This is a genomic window from Pseudomonas sp. 20-5, assembly GCF_056782835.1.
This window is the reverse complement of the sequence record NZ_CM165584.1, coordinates 90,281-110,434: the sequence shown is the minus strand read 5'-3', so window position 1 is coordinate 110,434 and position 20,154 is coordinate 90,281. Positions and strand designations below refer to the sequence as shown.

The following is a 20,154-nucleotide window of genomic DNA, read 5'->3' as shown; positions in this document are numbered from 1 at the left end:
CATCGACGGTTCCTTCTACTGCTCTGCGTGTCGCCGGTTGTCACTCGGCCTCGGCGAAGTCGTAGTGGAACTGGTTGTCGCGGCTACTGATACGTACCCCGGCCAACGGCTTGCCTTCGAGCATGCGGGTGAGGAACTCGCGGCTCATGTCCGGCAACAGCGTGTTGGTGAGGATCGCGTCGATCATCCGGCCGCCGCTCTCGGTCTCGGTGCAGCGCGAGACGATCAGGTCGACGACGCCCTCGTCGAACTCGAACGGCACCTTGTGGGTCGCCTCCACGCGCTTCTTGATCCGCCCCAGTTGCAGGCGCGAAATGGCCTTGAGCATGTCGTCGCTGAGCGGGTAGTAGGGGATGGTCACCAGGCGGCCGAGCAGCGCCGGCGGGAAGATCTTCAGCAGCGGTTCGCGCAGCGACTTGGCGATGGCTTCCGGCTCGGGCATCAGTTCCGGATCGGCGCAGAGGCTGGCGATCATCTCGGTGCCGGCGTTGGTGGTGAGCAGGATCAGGGTGTTCTTGAAGTCGATCACCCGGCCTTCGCCGTCCTCCATCACGCCCTTGTCGAAGACCTGGAAGAAGATCTCGTGGACATCCGGGTGGGCCTTCTCCACTTCATCCAGCAGCACCACGCTGTAGGGCTTGCGACGCACCGCCTCGGTCAGCACGCCACCCTCGCCGTAGCCGATGTAGCCGGGCGGGGCGCCCTTGAGGGTGGAGACGGTGTGGGCTTCCTGGAACTCGCTCATGTTGATGGTGATGACATTCTGCTCGCCGCCGTACATGGCCTCGGCCAAGGCCAGCGCGGTCTCGGTCTTGCCCACCCCGGAGGTGCCGGCGAGCATGAACACGCCGATCGGCTTGCTCGGGTTGTCGAGGCCGGCGCGGGAAGTCTGGATGCGCTTGGCGATCATCTCCAGCGCGTGGTCCTGGCCGATGATGCGCTTCTTCAGGTGCTGGTCGAGGTTGAGCACGGTGTCGATCTCGTTGCGCGCCATGCGGCCGACCGGGATGCCGGTCCAGTCGGCGACCACCGAGGCCACCGCCTGGTAGTCCACGGTCGGCAGGATCAGCGGCTCTTCGCCCTGCAACGCGCTCAGTTGCGCCTGCAGCTCCGCCAGCCGCGCATGCAGCGCCTGGCGCTGTTCCTCGTCGAGACGCGCCTCGCCTTCGCCCAGCGGCACGCCGCCGGCGTCCACCGCTTCGGCGGCGGCACGCAGACGGGCGCGGGTCTCCAGCAGTTCGTCGACCAGGCGTTTTTCCTCGGCCCAGCGCTGCTCCAGGGCGGACAGGCGCTCGCGCTCCTCGGCCAGCAGGGTCTCGGCGTTGCGCTGGCGTTCGGCGGTGGCGACGCCGATGGCGCTCTCGCGGCGGATGATCGCCAGCTCGGTCTCCAGCGCCTCGATGCGCCGGCGGCTATCGTCGACCTCGGCCGGCACCGCGTGCAGGCTGATGGCGGTGCGCGCGCAGGCGGTATCCAGCAGGCTCACCGACTTGTCCGGCAGCTGGCGCGCCGGGATGTAGCGGTGCGACAGCCGGACCGCCGCCTCCAGCGCCTCGTCGAGGATCTGCACCTGGTGGTGCTTCTCCATGGTCGACGCGACGCCGCGCATCATCAGGATGGCCTTGTGCTCGGACGGCTCGTCCACCTGCACCACCTGGAAACGCCGGGTCAGCGCCGGGTCCTTCTCGATGTGCTTCTTGTACTCGGCCCAGGTGGTCGCCGCCACGGTGCGCAGGGTGCCGCGCGCCAGGGCCGGCTTGAGCAGGTTGGCGGCGTCGCCGGTGCCGGCCGCGCCACCGGCGCCGACCAGGGTGTGGGCTTCGTCGATGAACAGGATGATCGGCTTCTCGGAACTCTGCACGTCTTCGATCACCTGGCGCAGGCGCTGCTCGAACTCGCCCTTCATGCTCGCCCCGGCCTGCAGCAGGCCGACGTCGAGGGCGCGCAGTTCGACGTCCTTCAGCGCCGGCGGGACGTCGCCGGCGACGATGCGCAGGGCGAAGCCTTCCACCACCGCGGTCTTGCCGACGCCGGCCTCGCCGGTGAGGATCGGGTTGTTCTGCCGGCGGCGCATGAGGATGTCCACCAACTGGCGGATCTCCTCGTCACGCCCGACGATGGGGTCGAGCTTGCCGCTACGGGCCTGCTCGGTGAGGTCCACGGTAAAGCGCTTGAGCGCCTCCTGCTTGCCCATCGCGCTCGGCGCCAGGGCGCCGCTGGCCTCGCCCGGGGCGGCGCCGGCGTTGAAGCCGTCGCTGGCCGACAGGCCGTTCTCCGGCGAGGCGCCGACGTACTCGTCGAAGCGCTCGGTGAGCGCCTCGACCTTGAGCTTGGCGAATTCCGCCGACAGCCCGGTGAGGGCATGGCGCAGGCTCGGCGTCTTGAGGATGCCGATCACCAGGTAGCCGGTGCGCACCTGGCTCTCGCCGAACATCAGGCTGCCGTAGACCCAGCCGCGCTCCACCGCTTCCTCGACATGGGAGGACAGGTCGGTGATCGAGGTCGAGCCGCGCGGCAGGCGGTCGAGGGCCTCGGTCAGGTCCTTGGCCAGGCGCGCCGGGTCGATCCCGGACTGGCGGACGATCTGGTGCAGGTCCGAGTCCGGCAACTGGAGGATCTGGTGGAACCAGTGCACCAGCTCGACATAGGGATTGCCGCGCAGCTTGCAGAATACCGTGGCGGCCTCGATGGCCTTGTAGGCCAGGCTGTTCAGCTTGCCGAACAGCGCAACGCGACTGATCTCACTCATGTTCCTTCTCCTTGTGCTCGTGCGGCCGCGCAGTGGCGTACTGGCGGGCCAGCAGTAGATCCCTGGCGTCCTGGCCGGGATCGCCCAGCCAGGTGTTGAAACCGAGCCGCCCGCCGCCCTGCAGGCCCAGCGGGGGTACTTCGTGGCGTTGCAGGACCAGGTTGACGTCCCAGTCCAGCTCCTCGCCCAGGTATTCGGCGACCCAGGCGGCCAGCTCGACGAAGTGGTCGCCGTCGGGCAGGAAGCGCTGGTATTGATCGAGGTCCAGCGGCCCCAGGCGCAGGCGGAACTTGTGCTGGCGGTCCCAGACGTGGGTGCCCAGGCAGACGTCCATGCCCAGGCTCGTCGAGTCGACGCCGAGGCGGCTGCGCTCGGGCAGCTCCAGCCATTGGCCGACGTATTCCTCGACCGCCACCGGGACCTCGAAATACTCCGCGAGGATCACCCGCAGGCCGTCCGGGTAGCGGGTCTGCGCGGCGAGGTGGCCGGTGTAGTAGTAGCGTGCGGTATCCGCCAGCGGCTCGCGCCCCCGCAGGCTCGGCATGCCGCGCCCGGAGAGCGCGGCGAGGCGCGCCGACCAGTAGTCGTCGTCGATCCGGTCGTGGCTGATCTCCGGCCGCGCCTCCGCCCAGGCCCGGTAGAACAGGGTCAGCAGGCGGTGGTGGAAGACGTCCATGAAGCGCTTGAAGGTCGCGTCGTTGACGTTGCGCTGGCGTTCCCGGGCGTATTCGGTGAGGTGCAGCGGCAGCGGCCCGTTGGGGCCGGTGAGGCCGAAGAAGAACTGGTCCAGGCGCGGCACCGCAGCGGTGCCGGCCTGGCTCACCGAGGCCAGGGTCGAGGGCGCGAAGGTGCAGTCGGGCTTCTGCCCGAGACGCAGCGGGTCGTCCGCCAGCCGCACCGAATGACCGAGGCGCGGCAGTTGCGGCGACTCGCACTCGATGCGCCGCAGCGCCTGGAAGAAGTCATAGTCCCAGGGCGCCGCCGCCATCCCGGCGAGCAGGTTCAGAGGTTCGGACGGCTGCCCGGCTTCGCCTGCCATCTCATCACCTCGCCCCGTTCGCCGGTGCGCAGCACCGTCTCGGTAAAGCTGTTGATCGACACGTAGCGTGCCAGGAAGCGCTCGAACACAGCGCCGAGAAGGAACACCCCGGTGCCGCGGAACGCGTTCTCGTCGAAGTCCAGGGTGATCTCCAGGCCACGGCCGAAGACGATCGGCCCGGGCATCGGCAGGCGCCGCGTGCAAGGCTTGCTGCTGACCTCGCGCAGGCCCTCGATCTGCAGTTGCAGCGCCGGATCGCCGCTGTCGCCGTAGAGCCGCAGCAGCTCGCGCAGGGCGGCGGCGCCCTGGCCGCGCTCGGCCAGCGACAGGTAGTTCAGCGACAGCTGGCTGATCAGCCGCCAGGCGCTGGCATCGTGGGCACGGCTGGCGCGCGGCCGGCTCGGTCCGGCGAGGCAGCGCACCTGCATGACCGGCGCGCTGTCCTCCAGGGTGAAGTCGCTCTTGTGCGCGCCGATCGGCATGAACAGCGGCAGGTCGCGGTTGGTGCACAGCGCGGCGATGCCGAGCTGGCGCAGGTCGTGGCGATAGGGCGCCTGGTCGGCGTCGACCAGGGCGACGAAGGTCTCGCTGCCGACGTAGGTCGAGCGCGGGCCCTTGCGCCGCTGCTTGCTGGACAGCACGCGCGGTTCGCGGCGCACGCTGAAGTAGGCCTGCTCGCGGCCGTAGCGCGCCGGGTCGCGCACCGCGTAGAACGGTTGGAAGGGTTGCTCCGGACCGCTGCCGTGGCCGCTCACCTGTTGCAGCGAATGCACCTCGAAATCCAGCGGACGGGTGCGGTCGACGATCACGTGATGCTCGTTGACCCGGTCGGACAGGTGGATGCGGTCGCAGCGGCGCGGGAACAGGTTGATCGCCGGGGTGCAGAACGGCACCAGTTGCTCCGCGTCCACCGTGCCCTCCAGGCGCTGGTCGTGCTTGCCGAACAGCACGACCAGTTCCAGCTCCTCGCCGTGGCATCGACGCAGGGCGCGGTTCAGGCCGGAGAACTCGACGAACAGGAAGCGCGCCGGCAGGGCGAAGTATTCCTGCAGCAGGCGGTAGCCCTGGAACGCCCGCGGCACCACCGGCAGCAGCGCGTCCTCGTCGTCGAAGCCGCGCGCACGCAGGCTGCTCGTCGGCAGGCGTTCGACCCAGGCATTGTCCGGGGCGCGGACGAACACCGCGCAGGCGTTGCCGAGCAATTGTTCGTAGAGGCGGTAGGGTTGTTCGTCGGCGCCGTGCAGGTAGAGCGGCAGGGCGTCCAGCGACAGGCTGTCGAACGGGATGCCGGCGCCGCTGCGCAGGCGGATGCGCAGGCCGGCCTTGGCCCGCGGCTCGCTGGCGGCGAGGCGGCCGAGCACCGCGGCGGGATTGCCGAAGTAGTCGGCCTGGGCCACTTCCAGCGGCCACAGGGTCACCGGGTGGGCGGTGCGGTATTCGCAGGCGGTCTGGTCATCGGGGCCGAGCTGGCCGCGCAGGGAGGCCCCGCGCTCGACGCTGAAGCCGCTGCTCAGGGCGCCTTCGTTGGGGTCCGGGCGCAACTGCACCACGGTCATCGACGGGGTCGGCGCCAGGTAGTGCGGGTAGGCGATTTCCAACAGGTTGTGGGTGAAGGTCGGGTACTCCGCGTCGAGCTTCAGCTGGACCCGCGCGGTGAGATAGGCGAAGCCTTCCAGAAGGCGCTCGACGTAGGGGTCGGCGCACTCGAAGCCGGACAGCGACAGGCGCCCGGCGATCTTCGGGAATTCCTCGGCGAACTCCGCGGCGCTTTCGCGGATGTGTTGCAATTCCTGGTTGTAGTACTCGAGCAGGCGCGGGTTCATGTACGCCTCCGCTCGCCCTGGGCGACGCGCACGTGGCCGGTCTCCAGGTCCAGGTTGGTGGTCAGCAGCAGGCGCAGCGGCGCCGGTTCGGCCCAGAGGTCGCCCTCGATCTCGAAGCTCAGGGCGTTGTGGTCCATCTCGCCAGGCAGCAGTTGCGCGCGCACCCGCAACGAAGAACGGATGATGCGCGGCTCGAAGGTGGCGATGGTCTCGGTGAGCAGCGCCTCGATGGCATGCACGTCGACGCTCGACGCGGTGTGCCCGGCCAGCGCCGGCAGCCCGTAGTTGAGCACCGAGTTGCCGGCCGGCATCCGTGCGGCGGGGCCGTGGTCGAACAGCGAAGTGGTGTTGAACAGCCACGCCAGGTCGCGCAGCACCGAGGCCTTCAGCTGGTTCAGGGTCAGCACCCGGCGCTCCGCGGCTTCCTTGAGGTTGCCCGGCTCGTCGTCGGTGAGGCGGTCGAGCAGCGACGGCTGCAGGCGCTCCTGGAGGGTCAGTTCGGCCATGTCAGGCGTCCGTCGGCTCGAAGTCCAGTTCACGCAGGTCGAACAGCGCGGTCTCGCCGGCATCGGTGACGAACAGCCGCTGGCCGACCGGCAGGCCGCTGTCCAGCCATTCGGTCTTGCGCCCCAGGCGCGCGGCGTCGTCGCCGTGCTCGACGGTTTCCGCGTAGCGCGCCGGCAGCAGCGCGACGGTGGCGCCACCGTTGGCCAGGGTCAGTTCGGCCGGCAGCCAGACCAGGTCGCGCAGGTCGCTCGGCGCCTCGACCTTGAGGCTGCGCAGGTTGCTCATCGGCAACCAGGCATAGCGACCGTTGACGATTACCTCGAGCACCGGGCCGAGGCGCGTGTCGGCATCCGCCAGCCAGGCGAACGGCGCTTCGCCGATCCGCCCGGGCACCGCCGGCGCGGCGTCGAAGGCCTGCTCGCGCAGGGCCTGGGCGGCCTCGCCATGGCCTTCGGCGTCCAGGCTCAGGGCCTGCAACAGCGGCGCGATCCATTCCGCCGGCTGGCCGAGGATCACCGGCGTCAGGCGCCCGGCGAACACCTCGCGGCGCAGCGCCTCGCAGTCGATGGCGGTGGAGTAGGTCTGTACCATCGGCAGCGCCGAGGCATCCAGTTCGCCGACCACCTTGAGCTGGTTCTGCGCCCGCGCCCACTGGCCCATCACGGCCAGCAGCTGGAACAGGAAGATCCGCAGGGTAGCGTTCGACGGCTGGCTGCGCACCTGTTCCTGCAAGGCTTTCAAGGCATCGTCCAGGCGCCCGGCGCGCAACAGTTCTTCGGCGATCATCGCGATACTTCCCTGTAGCCGGGAGCCCAGGCGCCCGGATGCGAATGAAGGGTCGGCCATGGCGCCCGGCGGACGCGACGGACGACCCGGTGGAATTCAGTACCTCCGGCAGGAGGTCGGGCGGACGAGGTCCGCGGCGCGCCGCGCGCGCCTTCGGCACCCGGCATGGCGAGCGCTCGCACCGGCCACGGCATGGCCTGGCCACGCCATGACCGGCAGCCGGCTCATCAGGCCTGCACGTTCTGGCGGATGTTCCAGCCGTACTTGACCGGACCGCCGTCCTTCGCGCCATCCGCCTTCTGCGGCTGGTAGTCGACCTGGACCTGGGCGAAGTTCAGGGTCACGTTCTCGGTCAGGCGATCCTCGCCACCGCTGCCGCCGGTGCTCACCGAGGACACCAGGACTTCCTTCAGGGTGATGATCAGGTACTCGACCTGGTTCTCGCCGCCGGCCTTGCGGATGGTCAGCTTCGCCTGCGGATAGTGCTTGCCGCTGGAGCAGGCCATCATCAGGTTGGGCGTGGACTTGTCGATGTACTTGGTGAACGACAGGTCCTGCACGTTGACCTTGCCGGCGCCGCCGCCACCGCCCATGTGCATCGACCCGGACTGGGACATGCCCCAGCTCCATGCCAGCACGTCGATTTCCTCGGCGTGAGTCTTGTCCTTGGACTCACCCTTGACGTCGCCGATCTTGATGAACATATCAACAGCCATCTTTCCTCCCGTGTGGCTCGCGCCACTACGCTATGCAAGCGCCCGCCACCATGGCAGGCGCTGTCGTTGAATGCCTCAGGCCTCTTTGGCCGAAGGCAGCTTGGATACCAGGCGTAGCGATACCGTCAGTCCCTCGAGCTGGTAGTGCGGGCGAAGGAAGAACTTCGAGTTGTAGTAACCCGGATTGCCTTCGACTTCCTCCACCACCACTTCGGCCGCCGCCAGCGGGTGCTGGGCCTTGGTGGTCTCGGTGGAGTGGGCCGGGTCGCCGTCGACGTAGTTGAGGATCCAGTCCTGCAGCCAGCGCTGCATCTCGTCCTTCTCCTTGAAGGAACCGATCTTGTCGCGAACGATGCACTTCAGGTAATGGGCGAAGCGGCAGGTGGCGAACAGGTAGGGCAGGCGCGCCGCCAGGTTGGCGTTGGCGGTGGCGTCCGGATCGTCGTACTCGGCGGGTTTCTGCAGCGACTGCGCGCCGATGAAGGCGGCGAAGTCGGTGTTCTTCTTGTGCAGCAGCGGCATGAAGCCGTTCTTCGCCAGCTCCGCCTCGCGGCGGTCGGAAATGGCGATCTCGGTCGGGCACTTCATGTCCACGCCGCCGTCGTCGGTGGGGAAGGTGTGCGCCGGCAGGCCCTGCACCTCGCCGCCGGACTCGACGCCGCGGATCCGCGAGCACCAGCCGTAGAGCTTGAAGGAGCGGTTGATGTTGACCGCCATCGCGTAGGCCGAGTTGGCCCAGGCGTACTTGCTGCTGTCGGCGCCGTCGGTTTCTTCCTCGAAGGCGAACTCTTCCACCGGATCGGTCTTCGCCCCGTAGGGCAGGCGCGCCAGGAAGCGCGGCATGGTCAGGCCGATGTAGCGGGAGTCCTCGGACTCGCGCAGCGAACGCCAACCGGCGTATTCCGGGGTGGTGAAGATCTTGGTCAGGTCGCGCGGGTTGGACAGCTCCTGCCAGGAACCCATGCCCATCACCGTCGGCGAGGCGGCGGAAATGAACGGCGCGTGCATGGCGGCGGAGATCTTCGCCATCTCGCCGAGCAGCTCGACGTCCGGCGGCGACTGGTCGAAGTAGTAGTCGCCGACCAGGCAGCCATAGGGCTCGCCGCCGAACTGGCCGTATTCCTCTTCGTAGAGCTTCTTGAAGATCGGGCTCTGGTCCCAGGTGGTGCCCTTGAATTTCTTCAGGGTCTTGTGCAGCTCCGGCTTGGAGATGTTCAGCACGCGGATCTTCAGTTGCTCGTCGGTCTCGGTGTTGTTGACCAGGTAGTGCAGGCCGCGCCAGGCGCTTTCCAGTTGCTGGAAGTCGGCGTGGTGCATGATCAGGTTGACCTGCGCGGTGAGCTTGGCGTCGATCGCCGCGATGATCGACTCGATCGACTTGATCGCGTCGTTGGAGATCAGGCTGGTCTGCTCCAGGGCATGCTCGGCGAGGGTCCGCACGGCGGTCTCCACCGCTTCGCGGGCGCGCTCGGTCTTGGGCTTGAACTCCTGCAGCAGCAGGCTGGCGAACTCACTGGTCTGCTCGGTGGTGGTCTGGCCCTGGGCCAGGTTCTCGGTGCTCAATTCGGCCATGCTGGAATCCTCTTACGCCTGCGGCTCGTCGTCTTTGGGCTTCGGCGCGCTGGCCAGGGCCTGAAGCAGGGCCGGGTCCTTGATCGCCTTCATGATCATTTCCTCGGCGCCGGTCTTGCCGTCCATGTAGGTCAGCAGGTTGGCCAGCTGGGTACGCGCCTCGAGCAGCTTGTTCAGCGAATCGACCTTGCGCGCCACCGCGGCGGGGCTGAAGTCGTCCATGCTCTCGAAGGTGATGTCCAGGCTCAGGTTGCCTTCGCCGGTCAGCACGTTCGGTACGTTGAAGGCCACCCGCGGCTTCATCGCCTTCAGCCGGGCATCGAAGTTGTCCACGTCGATCTCCAGGAACTTGCGGTCGGCGACCGCCGCCTGGGGTTCGGCGGGCTTGCCGGCGAGGTCGGCCATGACGCCCATGACGAAGGGCAGCTGGACCTTCTTCTCGGCACCGTACAACTCCACGTCGTACTCGATCTGCACGCGTGGCGCCCGGTTCCTGGCGATGAACTTCTGACTGCTGGTAGTGCTTCCCATCTTGTTTCTCCCTCGCGCGACGGCGGTTGTTAGCGCCGTCGGAATCGCCCCGGCGGCTTGCAGCGTTGGCCCGGACGGCCGCTAGGCGTTACTCGCTTTCCGGGCCTCGCAGGGTTTCGAACTGGGAAATCCCATCGGGGATGAGATTCCTCACGATTTCGGCGAAGTCGGCCGTCACCAGTGTCTTGGCGCGCTTGAGCAGCACCGGCACCGGGCTCGACGGCTCGTGGCGAACGTAATACTCGAGCAGGCGGTCGAGCTGGCGCAGGACGTCTTCGCGGTTGGCGATCTCGCCGCTGGCTCGCGGTGCCGGCGCGGCGACGGCTGCGACAGGCGCGGCGCCCCCCTGCTCGTCGGCGGCCGCTTCGGCACCCGGCGCCAAGGGCTCGCCGGCGCCCTGCGGGCCGTACAGGTCGAACACCTGGAGGGCCTGGCGCAGCAGTTGACGAAGGGGACCGAGGTCGAGTCCCTGGGCCGAGCCGACCCGTTCGGCGACGCCGCTCTCGATGGCCAGGGCATGTTCCTGGGCGCCTTCCAGGGCGCGCCGGGTGGCGGCCAGCGCATCGGCGTCGGCATCGGCGAAGGCGCCGGCGATCTGCTCGGGACTCAGGGTCTCGCTGGCGAAGCGTTGCAGCCCGGCGGCGTTCAGCGCGGCGCGCAGGTTGACCGGGCCGAACGCCCGCGAGCGCACCAGCGGGATCGCCCAGACCAGTTGCAGCAGCGGTTCGGCGACCAGGCCGGTGAGGGCGTTGATACGGAAGGTGGGGTCGTTGTCGTCATCGGCGTCGAGCAGCGGATAGACGCCGTCCCAGTACTGGCCGAGCAGCTCGCGGACCAGCAGCAGGCCGTCGGCGAGCCCGTCCAGGCCGTCGAGGGCGACGTTGCTCTGCAGCAGCAGGTTGGCTACCCGCAGGTCCTTGCTACGGCCGAACAGTTCGCTGGCCAGCGCGCGTACGCGCGGCCACTCCGGCGGTTCGGCGGGCAGCACGGCATCGCCCATCTGGCGCTCGGGTTGGCCCTGGGCGATGCGTTCGAGTTCGAGGAACGCGGCGTCGTACTCCAGATCGTCGCCACAGGGCGAGTCCGGGGATACGGCAGCCAGCAAAACGGGTACATCCAGCACGGTGACGATCTCCCTATCATCGAAGCCGCTGCGCGGCCCTCACCTTCGCTTGTAAGATCCACTCCGTCGGATCTTGTAGGAGCCATTGATGAATATCGGATGACTCGAAAGGTTGGCAAAATTCTTGTGGCATGCCGCAAGGCTTGTCAAGGAAGGCACAACGCCACTAGTTGCATGACACCGCAGATCGGACAAATCTTTAAAAGACGTAGGATTAGTCTTTTATAATCCGGTACCACCCGATGTGTCTTCCCGAGGCGACGAAACGCCGGAAAGCCGTCGGGCCAGCCTGGATGCGAACCGAAATCCCTCGGGCACGGGGGTGAGCGCCTGGAAGAGCCGGGCGCTGGCAATGCAAGGAGTAGCAATGCCGCTGCGATTGACCATCACCAGCTACCACAAGCTGACCCCCGGTCAGTGTTCGGAAAAGGTACTGGACCAGGGACAGCTGACCATCGGTCGGGGCCCGGACAACGACTGGGTCCTGCCGGACCCGGAGCGCCTGGTCTCCAGCCGCCACTGCACCATCCTCAACCGCGACGGGGTGTACTACCTCACCGACACCAGCACCAACGGCGTGCTGCTGGTCAATGCCGGGCACCGCCTGCGCCGCGGCAACAGCGAGCCGCTGCAGGACGGCGAGACCGTCCGCCTCGGCGAATACGACATCCTCGTCCAGCTCGGCCATGACATCGCCCTGCCCGGCAGCGGCAATCCGCAGACCGATCCGTTCACCAGCTTCGACGCCCTGATGAGCCGGCAGGCCGCCGGATCGGCGCCTGCCTTCGCCGAACCGGCGCCCACCCCGCACCCCGCGGTGACGGCGCATTTCCAGGGCGGCTCGCCGCTGGACACCAAGCCCGACCTGTTCGACTTCCTCACCCCGCCGCCGCCCGGCGCGGCGCCGCGTCCGGACCATGTACCGGCCGAACAGCACGACTTCCGCCCGCCGGAACCGGTGATCCCGCCGCCCCCCGCGACCACCCCGGCGCCACCGCCCGCTGGCGGCGCACCGCTGATTCCGGCCGACTGGGACCCGTTCGCCGAACTGCTCGGCAACACGCCCGCGCCAAGCGCCACGCCCGTCGCCCAGCCGCTGCCGACGGCCGAACCGACGCCGCTGGCGATGCCCTTCGCCGACCCAGGGACCACCCAACAGCCACAGCCACAGCCACAGCCACAGCCACAGCCACAGCCACAGCCACAGCCACAGCCACAGCCACAGCCACAGCCACAGCCAGCGAGCGTGGCGGCGCCGACGCCGCCGGCAAGCGCCGCCGCGTCGGCCGGCGGCGACCTGCTGCAAGCGTTCCTGCGCGGCGCCGGCATGACCCAGTTGAAGGTCGACCCGGCCGGCGCCGAAGCGCAGATGGAAGCCATCGGCCGCAGCTATCGCGGCCTGGTGGAAGGACTGGTGGACGTGCTGCGCGCGCGGGCCAGCCTGAAGGGCGAGTTCCGCATGGCGCAGACCATGATCCAGCCGGTGCAGAACAACCCGCTGAAGTTCGCGCCGAACGTCGACGAAGCCATGCTGCTCCTGCTGCGCCGCGACAACCAGGCGTTCATGGCGCCGGATCGCGCGGTGGCCGACAGCTTCGAAGACCTCAAGGCGCACCAGCTGGCGGTGATGGCCGGCGTGCAGGCCGCCATCCGCCACCTGCTGGCGCGCTTCGAACCGGCCGCGCTGGAAGCCCGCTTCGGCAAGCCGGCCGGGCTTTCCGGCCTGCTGCCGGGGGCCCGCCAGGCACAGAACTGGGACAGTTTCACCGAGCTGTACGCGAAGATCCTGCGCGAGGCGGAGGACGACTTCCAGGAGCTTTTCGGCCGCGAATTCAGCCGCGCCTACGAGGAACACAGCGCTCGACTACGGCGTTCCTGACGCCAACGAACACCAGGAGAAACAACGTCAATGAGGACGACACCATGCAGAAACTGATCGTCGCGCTGTTCGGGCTGCTGCTCGCCGCCTGTTCGTCCAGCCCGCCGGAAACCCCGCCGACCCGGGTGGTGATCTGGCTCCACGCCGCACCGAACCTCAACCCGTCCGCCGCCGGCCAGGCGGCGCCGCTGCGCCTGCGGCTGTACGAGCTGAAGAAAGACACCGCGTTCGGCCGCGCCGACTACTTCGCCCTCACCGACAACGCCCAGTCGACCCTCGGTGGCGACCTGGTGGAGCAGGACGAGTTCCTCCTGCGTCCGGGCGAGGAACGGCGCATCGAACGCACGCTCGACGAGCAGACCCGCCAGCTCGGTTTCGTCGCCGCCTACCGCGACCTCGACCGCGCCACCTGGCGCCAGGTCCTCGACGTGCCGGGGCAACGCACCAGCCATCTCGACATCACGCTCGGCGCGCAGGCCATCGGCATCGTCGCGCGTCCCGCGCCCTGAACCTTCGGAGTCCCTATGTCCTGGAATAACCGCGTGGTGTGGTCCGAAGGCATGTTCCTGCGGCCACAGCATTTCCAGCAGCACGACCGCTACCTGGAAACCCTGGTGGATGGCCGCTGCCGCTCGCTCCTGGCGGGCGGCTGGGGCTTTTCCGAGCTGAAGCTGGACGATGCCCTGCTGACCCAGGGCAAGCTGGCCATCGTCAGCGCCCGCGGCGTGCTGCCGGATGGTACGCCGTTCAACATCCCCGCCGACGATCCGGCGCCGGCGCCGCTGAATGTCGAGGAAAGCCTGCGCGATGGCATCGTCTACCTCGGCCTGCCGCTGAAGCGGGTCGGCACCCGCGACACGGTAGAGGAGGGCGAGGCCCTCGGCGGCGCCCGCTACGTCAGCCAGGTGCAGGAAGTGCGCGACGACAATGCCGCCTTCGAGAGCCGCGCCCCGGTGGCCCTGGGCAGCCAGGCGTTCCGCCTGCTGACCGAGCGCGACGGCCTCGGCGAATACGCCGCGGTGGGCGTCGCGCGGGTCCGCGAGAAGCGCGCGGACCAGGCCCTGAGCCTGGACGAGGACTACCTGCCGCCGGTGCTCGACATTGCCGCCGCGCCGCCCCTGGCGTCCTTCGCCAAGGAGCTGCTGGGCCTGCTCCACCAGCGCGGCGAAGCCCTCGCCGGGCGGGTGGTGGCATCCAGCGCCGGGGGCGCCTCGGAAATCGCCGACTTCCTGCTGCTGCAACTGGTCAACCGCGCCGAGGCCCTCACCGGTCACCTGTCCCGCGTGCGCCCGCTGCACCCGCAGGAGCTGTACCGCGAACTGGTGGCCCTGGCCGGCGAGTTCTGTACCTTCACCGCCAGCCAGCGGCGTCCCGAGGAGTACCCGGTGTACAACCACGACGACCTGGCCGCCAGCTTCGCCCCGGTGATGCTCGCCCTGCGCCAGGCGCTGGCGACGGTGATCGACGCCAAGGCGATCGCCATCCCGATCGTCGAGAAGGCCTACGGCGTGCACGTCGCGATGCTCAGCGACCGCAGCCTGATCGACAACGCCAGCTTCGTCCTGGTGGTGCGCGCCGACGTCCCCGGCGAGAGCCTGCGCGGGCACTTCCCGCAGCAGGCCAAGGTCGGCTCGGTGGAGCACATCCGCGACCTGGTCAACCTGCAACTGCCGGGTATCGGCCTGCTGCCGATGCCGGTGGCGCCGCGGCAGATCCCCTACCACGCCGGCTCCACCTATTTCGAACTGGACCGCGGCAGCGCGCATTGGAAGCAGCTGACGCACTCCGGCGGCTTCGCCTTCCACATCGCCGGCCAGTTCCCCGGGCTGAACCTGGCCTTCTGGGCCATTCGAGGATAAGCAACGATGCCTCCCATCGACGATCCCTTCGGCACCCCGGCCGGCGGCGGCAACGGAAGCCCGCCCGACGACCGCACCATGATCATGCCGCGTCCCGGCGGCCGCGCCCCGGAACCGGCCGGCGGCCCCCGCGGCGGCGATCCCTACACGCCGCCGCCGATGGCCAGCCTGGCGCCGCTGAGCGGCCGCGGCGACGGCCTCAACCCGCTGGAGCAGGCCGCCGGCCCACTGCTGGCGATGCTCACCCGCCTGCGCAACACCATCGCCCATCCGGCGCCGGCCAGCCTGCGCGCGCAACTGCTCGGCTACCTGCGCCAGTTCGAGGAGAAGGCACGCCAGGCCGGCGTGGCGCCGGACGAAGTGATGCTGGCGCGCTACGTGCTCTGCACCGCCCTCGACGAAGCGGTGCTCAGCACGCCGTGGGGCAGCACCAGCGACTGGGGCAAGCAGAGCCTGCTGATCACCCTGCACAACGAGGCCTGGGGCGGCGAGAAGGTCTTCCAGTTGCTCGAACACTGCCTGCAGAACCCGCACCAGCGCCTGCACCTGCTGGAGCTGCTGTACCTGTGCACCAGCCTCGGCTTCGAAGGCCGCTACCGGGTCATGCACGACGGCCGCAGCCAACTGGAGGCGCTGCGCGAGCGCACCGCGGCGGTGATCCGCAGCACCCGCGGCGAGTACGAGCACGAACTGTCGCCGCACTGGCGCGGCCTCAGCGTGATGCGCGACCGCCTTTCGCAATACCTGCCGCCGTGGGTCGGTATCGCCATCGGCCTGGCCTTGCTGCTGGCCTTGCTGTTCGGCCTGCGGATGAAGCTGGCCGCCGACGCCGAGCCGGTGTTCAAGCGCATCCACGCCATCGGCGAGATCCCGGTGCAGGCCATCGACCGCCCGGCGGTGCAGCCGCGGGTGATCGAGCGGCCACGCCTGGCGCGCTTCCTCGCCGACGACATCAAGGCCCAGCGGGTGGCGGTGGAGGACGCCGTCGACCGCTCGGTGGTGACCATCCGCGGCGACGAGCTGTTCGCCAGCGCCAGCGCCAGCGTGCGCGACGAGTTCCAGCCGCTGCTGCTGCGCATCGCCGACGCCCTGCGCAAGGTCAAGGGCCAGGTGCTGGTCACCGGCCATAGCGACAACCGGCCGATCGCCACGCTGCGCTACCCGTCCAACTGGAAACTGTCCCAGGCCCGCGCCCAGGAGGTCGCCGACCTGCTCGGCGCGACCACCGGCGACGCCGGCCGCTTCACCGCCGAAGGGCGCAGCGACACCGAGCCGGTGGCGACCAATGCCAGCGCCGAAGGCCGCGCACGCAACCGCCGGGTGGAAATCACCGTATTCGCGGAGGGCGCGCAATGAAAGGCTTCCTCAACTTCTTCGCGCGCTGGGTGGTGCCGGTGCTCGGCCTGCTCGCCCTGAGCCTGATCATCTGGTTCCTCGGCCCGCTGCTGCGCCTGGGCAACTACGAACCGTTGGCCTCGGCGACCAGCCGCTGGGTGCTGATCGTCCTGCTGTTCCTGGTCTGGATCGGCTTCCGCGTGCTGCGCATCGTGCAGGCCCGGCGCAACGCGGCGAAGGTCATGCAGAGTCTCGCCGAGGTCAGCGCGCCGGACGCCGCCAGCGTCGCCACCGCCGAAGAGCTGGCGACCCTCAAGCAACGCATGGACGAGGCCCTGGCCCTGCTCAAGCGGGCCAAGTTGGGCGGCAGCGAGCGGCGCAACCTGTACGAGTTGCCCTGGTACGTGATCATCGGCCCGCCCGGTTCGGGCAAGACCACCGCGCTGATGAATTCCGGCCTCGACTTCCCGCTCGCCGCGCAGATGGGCGCCGGGGCGATCCGCGGGGTCGGCGGCACGCGCAACTGCGACTGGTGGTTCACCGACGAAGCGGTGCTGCTGGACACCGCCGGCCGCTATACCACCCAGGACAGCCACGCCCAGGTGGACAAGGCCGCCTGGCTGGGCTTCCTCGACCTGCTCAAGACCCAGCGCAAGCGCCGCCCCATCGATGGCGCGTTCATCGCCATCAGCCTTTCCGACCTGCTGCTGGGCAGCGACGCCGAGCGCGCCGCCCATGCCCAGGCGATCCGCGCACGCATCCAGGAGCTGTACCAGCAGCTCGGGGTGCGCTTCCCGATCTACGTGATGCTGACCAAGTTCGACCTGGTGCCGGGCTTCATGGAGTTCTTCGACAGCCTGAACCGCGAGGAACGCGCGCAGGTCTGGGGGATGACCTTCGCCCTCGACGACGGCAAGAGCGCGGAAGGCCCGCTGGCGGTGTTCGACAGCGAATTCGCCCTGCTCGAACAGCGTCTCACCGCGCGCCTGGTGGAACGCCTGCAGCAGGAGCGCGACCCGGCGCGGCGCGACCTGGTCTACGGCTTCCCGCAGCAATTCGCCGCCCTGCGCGAATGCCTCGGCGAGTTCCTCAACGGCGTGTTCAAGCCCAACCCCTACGAGGAACGCCCGCTGTTGCGCGGCCTGTACTTCACCAGCGGAACCCAGGAAGGCAGTCCGATCGACCGCCTGATCGGCAGCATGGCGCAGTCGATGAACCTCGACCGCCAGCACCTGGCGCGGCAGACCGGAACCGGGCGCAGCTACTTCATCGAGCGGCTGTTCCGCGAAGTGGCGTTCGGCGAACGCGGCCTGGTCGGCACCAACCCGAAGGTCGAGCGCCGCCGCAAGTGGCTGACCATCGGCGCGCTGAGCGCCACCGCGCTGGTGGTGCTGGCGGTGACGGCGGTATGGATCGCCAGCTACCGCGCCAACCAGAGCTACATCGCCGCGGTCGACCAGCGCGTCGACCCGCTGGCGCGCGGCATCGAGTCGCTGAGCCCGGCCCAGCGCGACGTCCTGGCCGTACTGCCACAGCTCAACGCGGTGCAGAATCTCGCCGGCGACGCGCCGAGCTGGGCCGAAGGCTACGGGCTGTACCAGGGCGACATGCTCGGCGAGGAGTCCGCCAGCGTCTACCGCAAGCTGCTGATCGCGGTGTTCGCCCCGCGCCTGGTGACCCGCATCGAGGAACAGTTGCGCTCCGGCGGCAGCAGCGATTTCCTCTACGAGGGCCTGAAGGCCTACCTGATGCTCGGCAGCCCGGACCATTACGACGCCGACTTCATCAAGGCCTGGATCAGCCTCGACTGGGAACGCAACCTGCCGCGCGACCTCTCGCCGGAACAGCGCCAGGCGCTGCACGCGCACCTCGACGCATTGCTCGAACGACGGCCGCCGTCGGCGCGCCTGGACCAGGACCTGGTCGAGGACCTGCGCCGCCAGTTGCAGCAACTGCCGGTGGCGCAGCGGGTCTACGACCGGGTCAAGCGGCAGAAGCTGCCCAAGGACGTGCCCGACTTCCGCATCAGCGACGCCGCCGGCCGCGACGCGCCGCTGGTGTTCGCGCGCAAGAGCGGCAAGCCGCTCACCGACCCGCTCAGCGGCTTCTTCACCTACCGCGGCTATCGCGAGGTGTTCCTCACCGCCAGCCTCAGCCAGGCCGGCACCATCGCCGAGGAACAGTGGGTGCTCGGGCGCGACCTGAACGATGCCGGCGACGCCGCCAACCTGGCCCTCGACGTGCGTCGCCTGTACTTCCAGGACTACCTGCGGCAGTGGGACGACCTGCTCGCCGACCTTACCGTAGTGCCGATCACCAATGTCACCCAGGCCGCCGACGTGCTGCGCATTCTCTCCGGACCGACCTCGCCGTTCCGCAAGCTGCTCGAGGCGGTGGCCCGCGAGACCGACCTGCAGAAGGGCGACCGGCTGGTCGCCGCGCAAGTGAAGAAGGCCGCCGACGGCACCGTGGACAAGCTCAAGCAGCGCCTCGGCTCGCTGGTCGGCCAGGAGGAGGAGCAAGGCGCCCGCGAACAGCCGCAGCAGGCCGACAGCGACCCGATCAGCGCCCACTTCGCCGAACTCAACAGCCTGGTCAGCAAGGGCGAGGGCGGCAACGAACCGGCGCCGATCGACAGCCTGCTGGAGGACATGAACGCGCTCTACGTACAGGTCAGCGCCATGGCCGGAGCCAGCGGCGACTCGCTGCTCGGCGACGCCAAGAACCAGGTGGCCGCCGCCGCCTCGCGCGTTGCCCTCAGCGCCGAGCGCCAGCCGCCGGTGGTCCAGGGACTGGTGAAGAACGTGGTCAACTCCACCACCAGCAGCATGATGGGCAGCGTGCGCAACCAGCTCAACGCGGCCTGGATCAGCGACGTGGTCAGCGTCTACCGGCAGTCCCTGGCCGGGCGCTACCCGATCGCCGCCGGCAGCTCGCGCGACGCCACCCTGGAAGACTTCGGCCACTTCTTCGGTGCCGGTGGGGTGATGGACAGCTACTTCCGCCAGTACCTGCAACCCTACGTCGACACCTCCGCCAGCACCTGGCGCTGGCAGCCCGGCGCGGCGCAGAAGCTCGGCATCAACCCCGGCGTGCTGCACACCTTCCAGCGCGCGGCAGCGATCCGCGACGCCTTCTTCCGCTCCGGCGGCATGCAGCCGGCGGTGCGCTTCGAACTCAAGCCGGTGACCATGGACGCGGCGATCAGCCAGTTCATCCTCGACCTCGACGGCCAGCAGCTGACCTACGACCACGGCCCCAGCCGCCCGGTGGCGATGCAGTGGCCGAGCGCCAACGGCCTCGGCGTGGTCCGCCTGACGGTGACGCCGCCGCCCAGCAGCGGCCGTTCCGGCCTGACCCTGGAGGGCCCCTGGGCCTGGTTCCGCCTGCTCGACCAGTCGGACCTGGAACGCGGCAACTCGCCGGACCGCTTCACCCTGCGGCTGCGCATCGACGGCTCCAGCATCGCCTGCGAGCTGCGCGCCAGCAGCGCCTTCAACCCCTTCAAGAGCCGGGTCGTGTCCGGCTTCAGCCTCCCGGAGCGCCTTTGAACAGCGTCGGTTTCTACGGCAAGCTGGCCGGCCGCGGCGATTTCGTCAGCCGCGGCCTGCCGAACACCTTCGTCGAACCCTGGGACGCCTGGCTGGCCAGCGGCATGCGCGCCAGCCAGGACGAACTCGGCGCGGCCTGGCTCGACGCCTACCTGACCAGCCCGCTGTGGCGCTTCGCCATCGCCCCCGGCCTGCTCGGCGGCGAAGCGGTGGCCGGGGTGGTGATGCCGAGCATCGACCGGGTCGGTCGCTATTTCCCGCTGACCGTCGCCTGCCTGCTGCCGGCGAACGCCGACCTCGGCGGGCTGGTCGGCGGCGACGACGGCTGGTTCGAGCAGGTCGAGAGCCTGCTGCTCTCCACCCTCGAACCGGAGGCCGAGGTCGAGGCCTTCGAGCAGGCGGTGGCGCAGCTCCCGGCCCCTCCCTGCGGACCGCGCATCGAACAATCGCTGATCAGCGGCAACCTGCTGCGCAGCGAAGCGGTGACCCCGGCGCAGCGCCTCGCCGCGCTGGCCCAGCATGCCTGCGACGGCGCCAGCCACTGGTGGGGACGCGGCTCGGCACGGATCTCCGCCGGCCTGATGCGCTACCAGGGCCTGCCGCCGGCGCCGGCGTTCGGACGATTCCTCACCGGAGAGGGCGAGGTGATCCCGCTCTTTCCCGGCATACCCGGTTAAGGACAAC

General features: G+C 69.1%; 15 protein-coding genes. 6 read left to right on the top strand and 9 right to left on the bottom strand.

The genetic code is table 11. The annotated features are described in order from the left end of the window. Positions 1–40 precede the first annotated feature (40 nt). From tssH to tssA, 9 genes are all read right to left on the bottom strand, one after another. Complete coding sequence (gene tssH / locus AC1RB9_RS00490) at positions 41–2,749, bottom strand: type VI secretion system ATPase TssH (protein ID WP_003162768.1); 2,709 nt, start codon at positions 2,747–2,749, stop codon at positions 41–43. After that, on the bottom strand, positions 2,742–3,788 hold the full coding sequence (gene tssG, locus AC1RB9_RS00485) for a type VI secretion system baseplate subunit TssG (protein WP_003104969.1): 1,047 nt from the start codon (positions 3,786–3,788) through the stop codon (positions 2,742–2,744). The genes tssH and tssG overlap by 8 nt, the downstream gene beginning before the upstream one ends. Continuing rightward, positions 3,752–5,611 carry a type VI secretion system baseplate subunit TssF gene (gene tssF, locus AC1RB9_RS00480; protein WP_003162769.1) on the bottom strand — a complete coding sequence of 620 codons (1,860 nt, stop codon included), beginning with the start codon at positions 5,609–5,611 and terminating at the stop codon, positions 3,752–3,754. The genes tssG and tssF overlap by 37 nt, the downstream gene beginning before the upstream one ends. Continuing rightward, entirely contained in the window at positions 5,608–6,117 is a 510-nt protein-coding gene (tssE, locus tag AC1RB9_RS00475; protein ID WP_003104971.1) for a type VI secretion system baseplate subunit TssE, read from the bottom strand. Before tssE ends, tssF begins: the two co-directional genes overlap by 4 nt. 1 nt (position 6,118) lies before the next feature. Beyond that, positions 6,119–6,964, bottom strand: coding sequence for a type VI secretion system accessory protein TagJ (gene tagJ, locus AC1RB9_RS00470; RefSeq protein WP_003119488.1), 846 nt, complete (start codon positions 6,962–6,964; stop codon positions 6,119–6,121). 167 nt (positions 6,965–7,131) lie between these two features. After that, on the bottom strand, positions 7,132–7,620 hold the full coding sequence (gene hcp / locus AC1RB9_RS00465; RefSeq protein ID WP_003083670.1) for a type VI secretion system receptor/chaperone Hcp: 489 nt from the start codon (positions 7,618–7,620) through the stop codon (positions 7,132–7,134). A 75-nt stretch (positions 7,621–7,695) separates the two neighbouring features. After that, entirely contained in the window at positions 7,696–9,192 is a 1,497-nt protein-coding gene (gene tssC, locus AC1RB9_RS00460; protein WP_003104973.1) for a type VI secretion system contractile sheath large subunit, read from the bottom strand. Between the two features lie 12 nt (positions 9,193–9,204). Continuing rightward, positions 9,205–9,723, bottom strand: a complete 519-nt coding sequence (gene tssB / locus AC1RB9_RS00455; protein WP_003083666.1) for a type VI secretion system contractile sheath small subunit — start codon at positions 9,721–9,723, stop codon at positions 9,205–9,207. 88 nt (positions 9,724–9,811) lie between these two features. Beyond that, the gene (gene tssA / locus AC1RB9_RS00450) at positions 9,812–10,846 is read right to left on the bottom strand and encodes a type VI secretion system protein TssA (RefSeq protein ID WP_003104975.1); all 1,035 of its coding nucleotides are present in this window, start codon (positions 10,844–10,846) and stop codon (positions 9,812–9,814) included. A 367-nt stretch (positions 10,847–11,213) separates the two neighbouring features. Here tssA and tagH point away from each other — a divergent pair, with 367 nt between their 5' ends. From tagH to tagF, 6 genes are read left to right on the top strand one after another with little or no spacing between them, the layout of a single operon-like run. Further along, positions 11,214–12,725 (top strand): type VI secretion system-associated FHA domain protein TagH, encoded by a 1,512-nt coding sequence (gene tagH, locus AC1RB9_RS00445; RefSeq protein WP_181852662.1) that lies wholly within the window; start codon positions 11,214–11,216, stop codon positions 12,723–12,725. Positions 12,726–12,769: 44 nt separating this feature from the next. Continuing rightward, on the top strand, positions 12,770–13,234 hold the full coding sequence (tssJ, locus tag AC1RB9_RS00440; RefSeq protein WP_003083660.1) for a type VI secretion system lipoprotein TssJ: 465 nt from the start codon (positions 12,770–12,772) through the stop codon (positions 13,232–13,234). A gap of 15 nt (positions 13,235–13,249) precedes the next feature. Next, positions 13,250–14,584 (top strand): type VI secretion system baseplate subunit TssK, encoded by a 1,335-nt coding sequence (gene tssK / locus AC1RB9_RS00435; RefSeq protein WP_003115052.1) that lies wholly within the window; start codon positions 13,250–13,252, stop codon positions 14,582–14,584. A 6-nt stretch (positions 14,585–14,590) separates the two neighbouring features. Next, a complete protein-coding gene (locus tag AC1RB9_RS00430; RefSeq protein ID WP_003115051.1) occupies positions 14,591–15,940 on the top strand; it encodes a DotU family type VI secretion system protein in 1,350 nt (449 codons plus the stop codon). Further along, entirely contained in the window at positions 15,937–19,470 is a 3,534-nt protein-coding gene (gene tssM / locus AC1RB9_RS00425; protein ID WP_003161853.1) for a type VI secretion system membrane subunit TssM, read from the top strand. The genes AC1RB9_RS00430 and tssM overlap by 4 nt, the downstream gene beginning before the upstream one ends. Further along, positions 19,467–20,147 (top strand): type VI secretion system-associated protein TagF, encoded by a 681-nt coding sequence (gene tagF, locus AC1RB9_RS00420; protein ID WP_003083642.1) that lies wholly within the window; start codon positions 19,467–19,469, stop codon positions 20,145–20,147. Before tssM ends, tagF begins: the two co-directional genes overlap by 4 nt. Positions 20,148–20,154 lie beyond the last annotated feature (7 nt).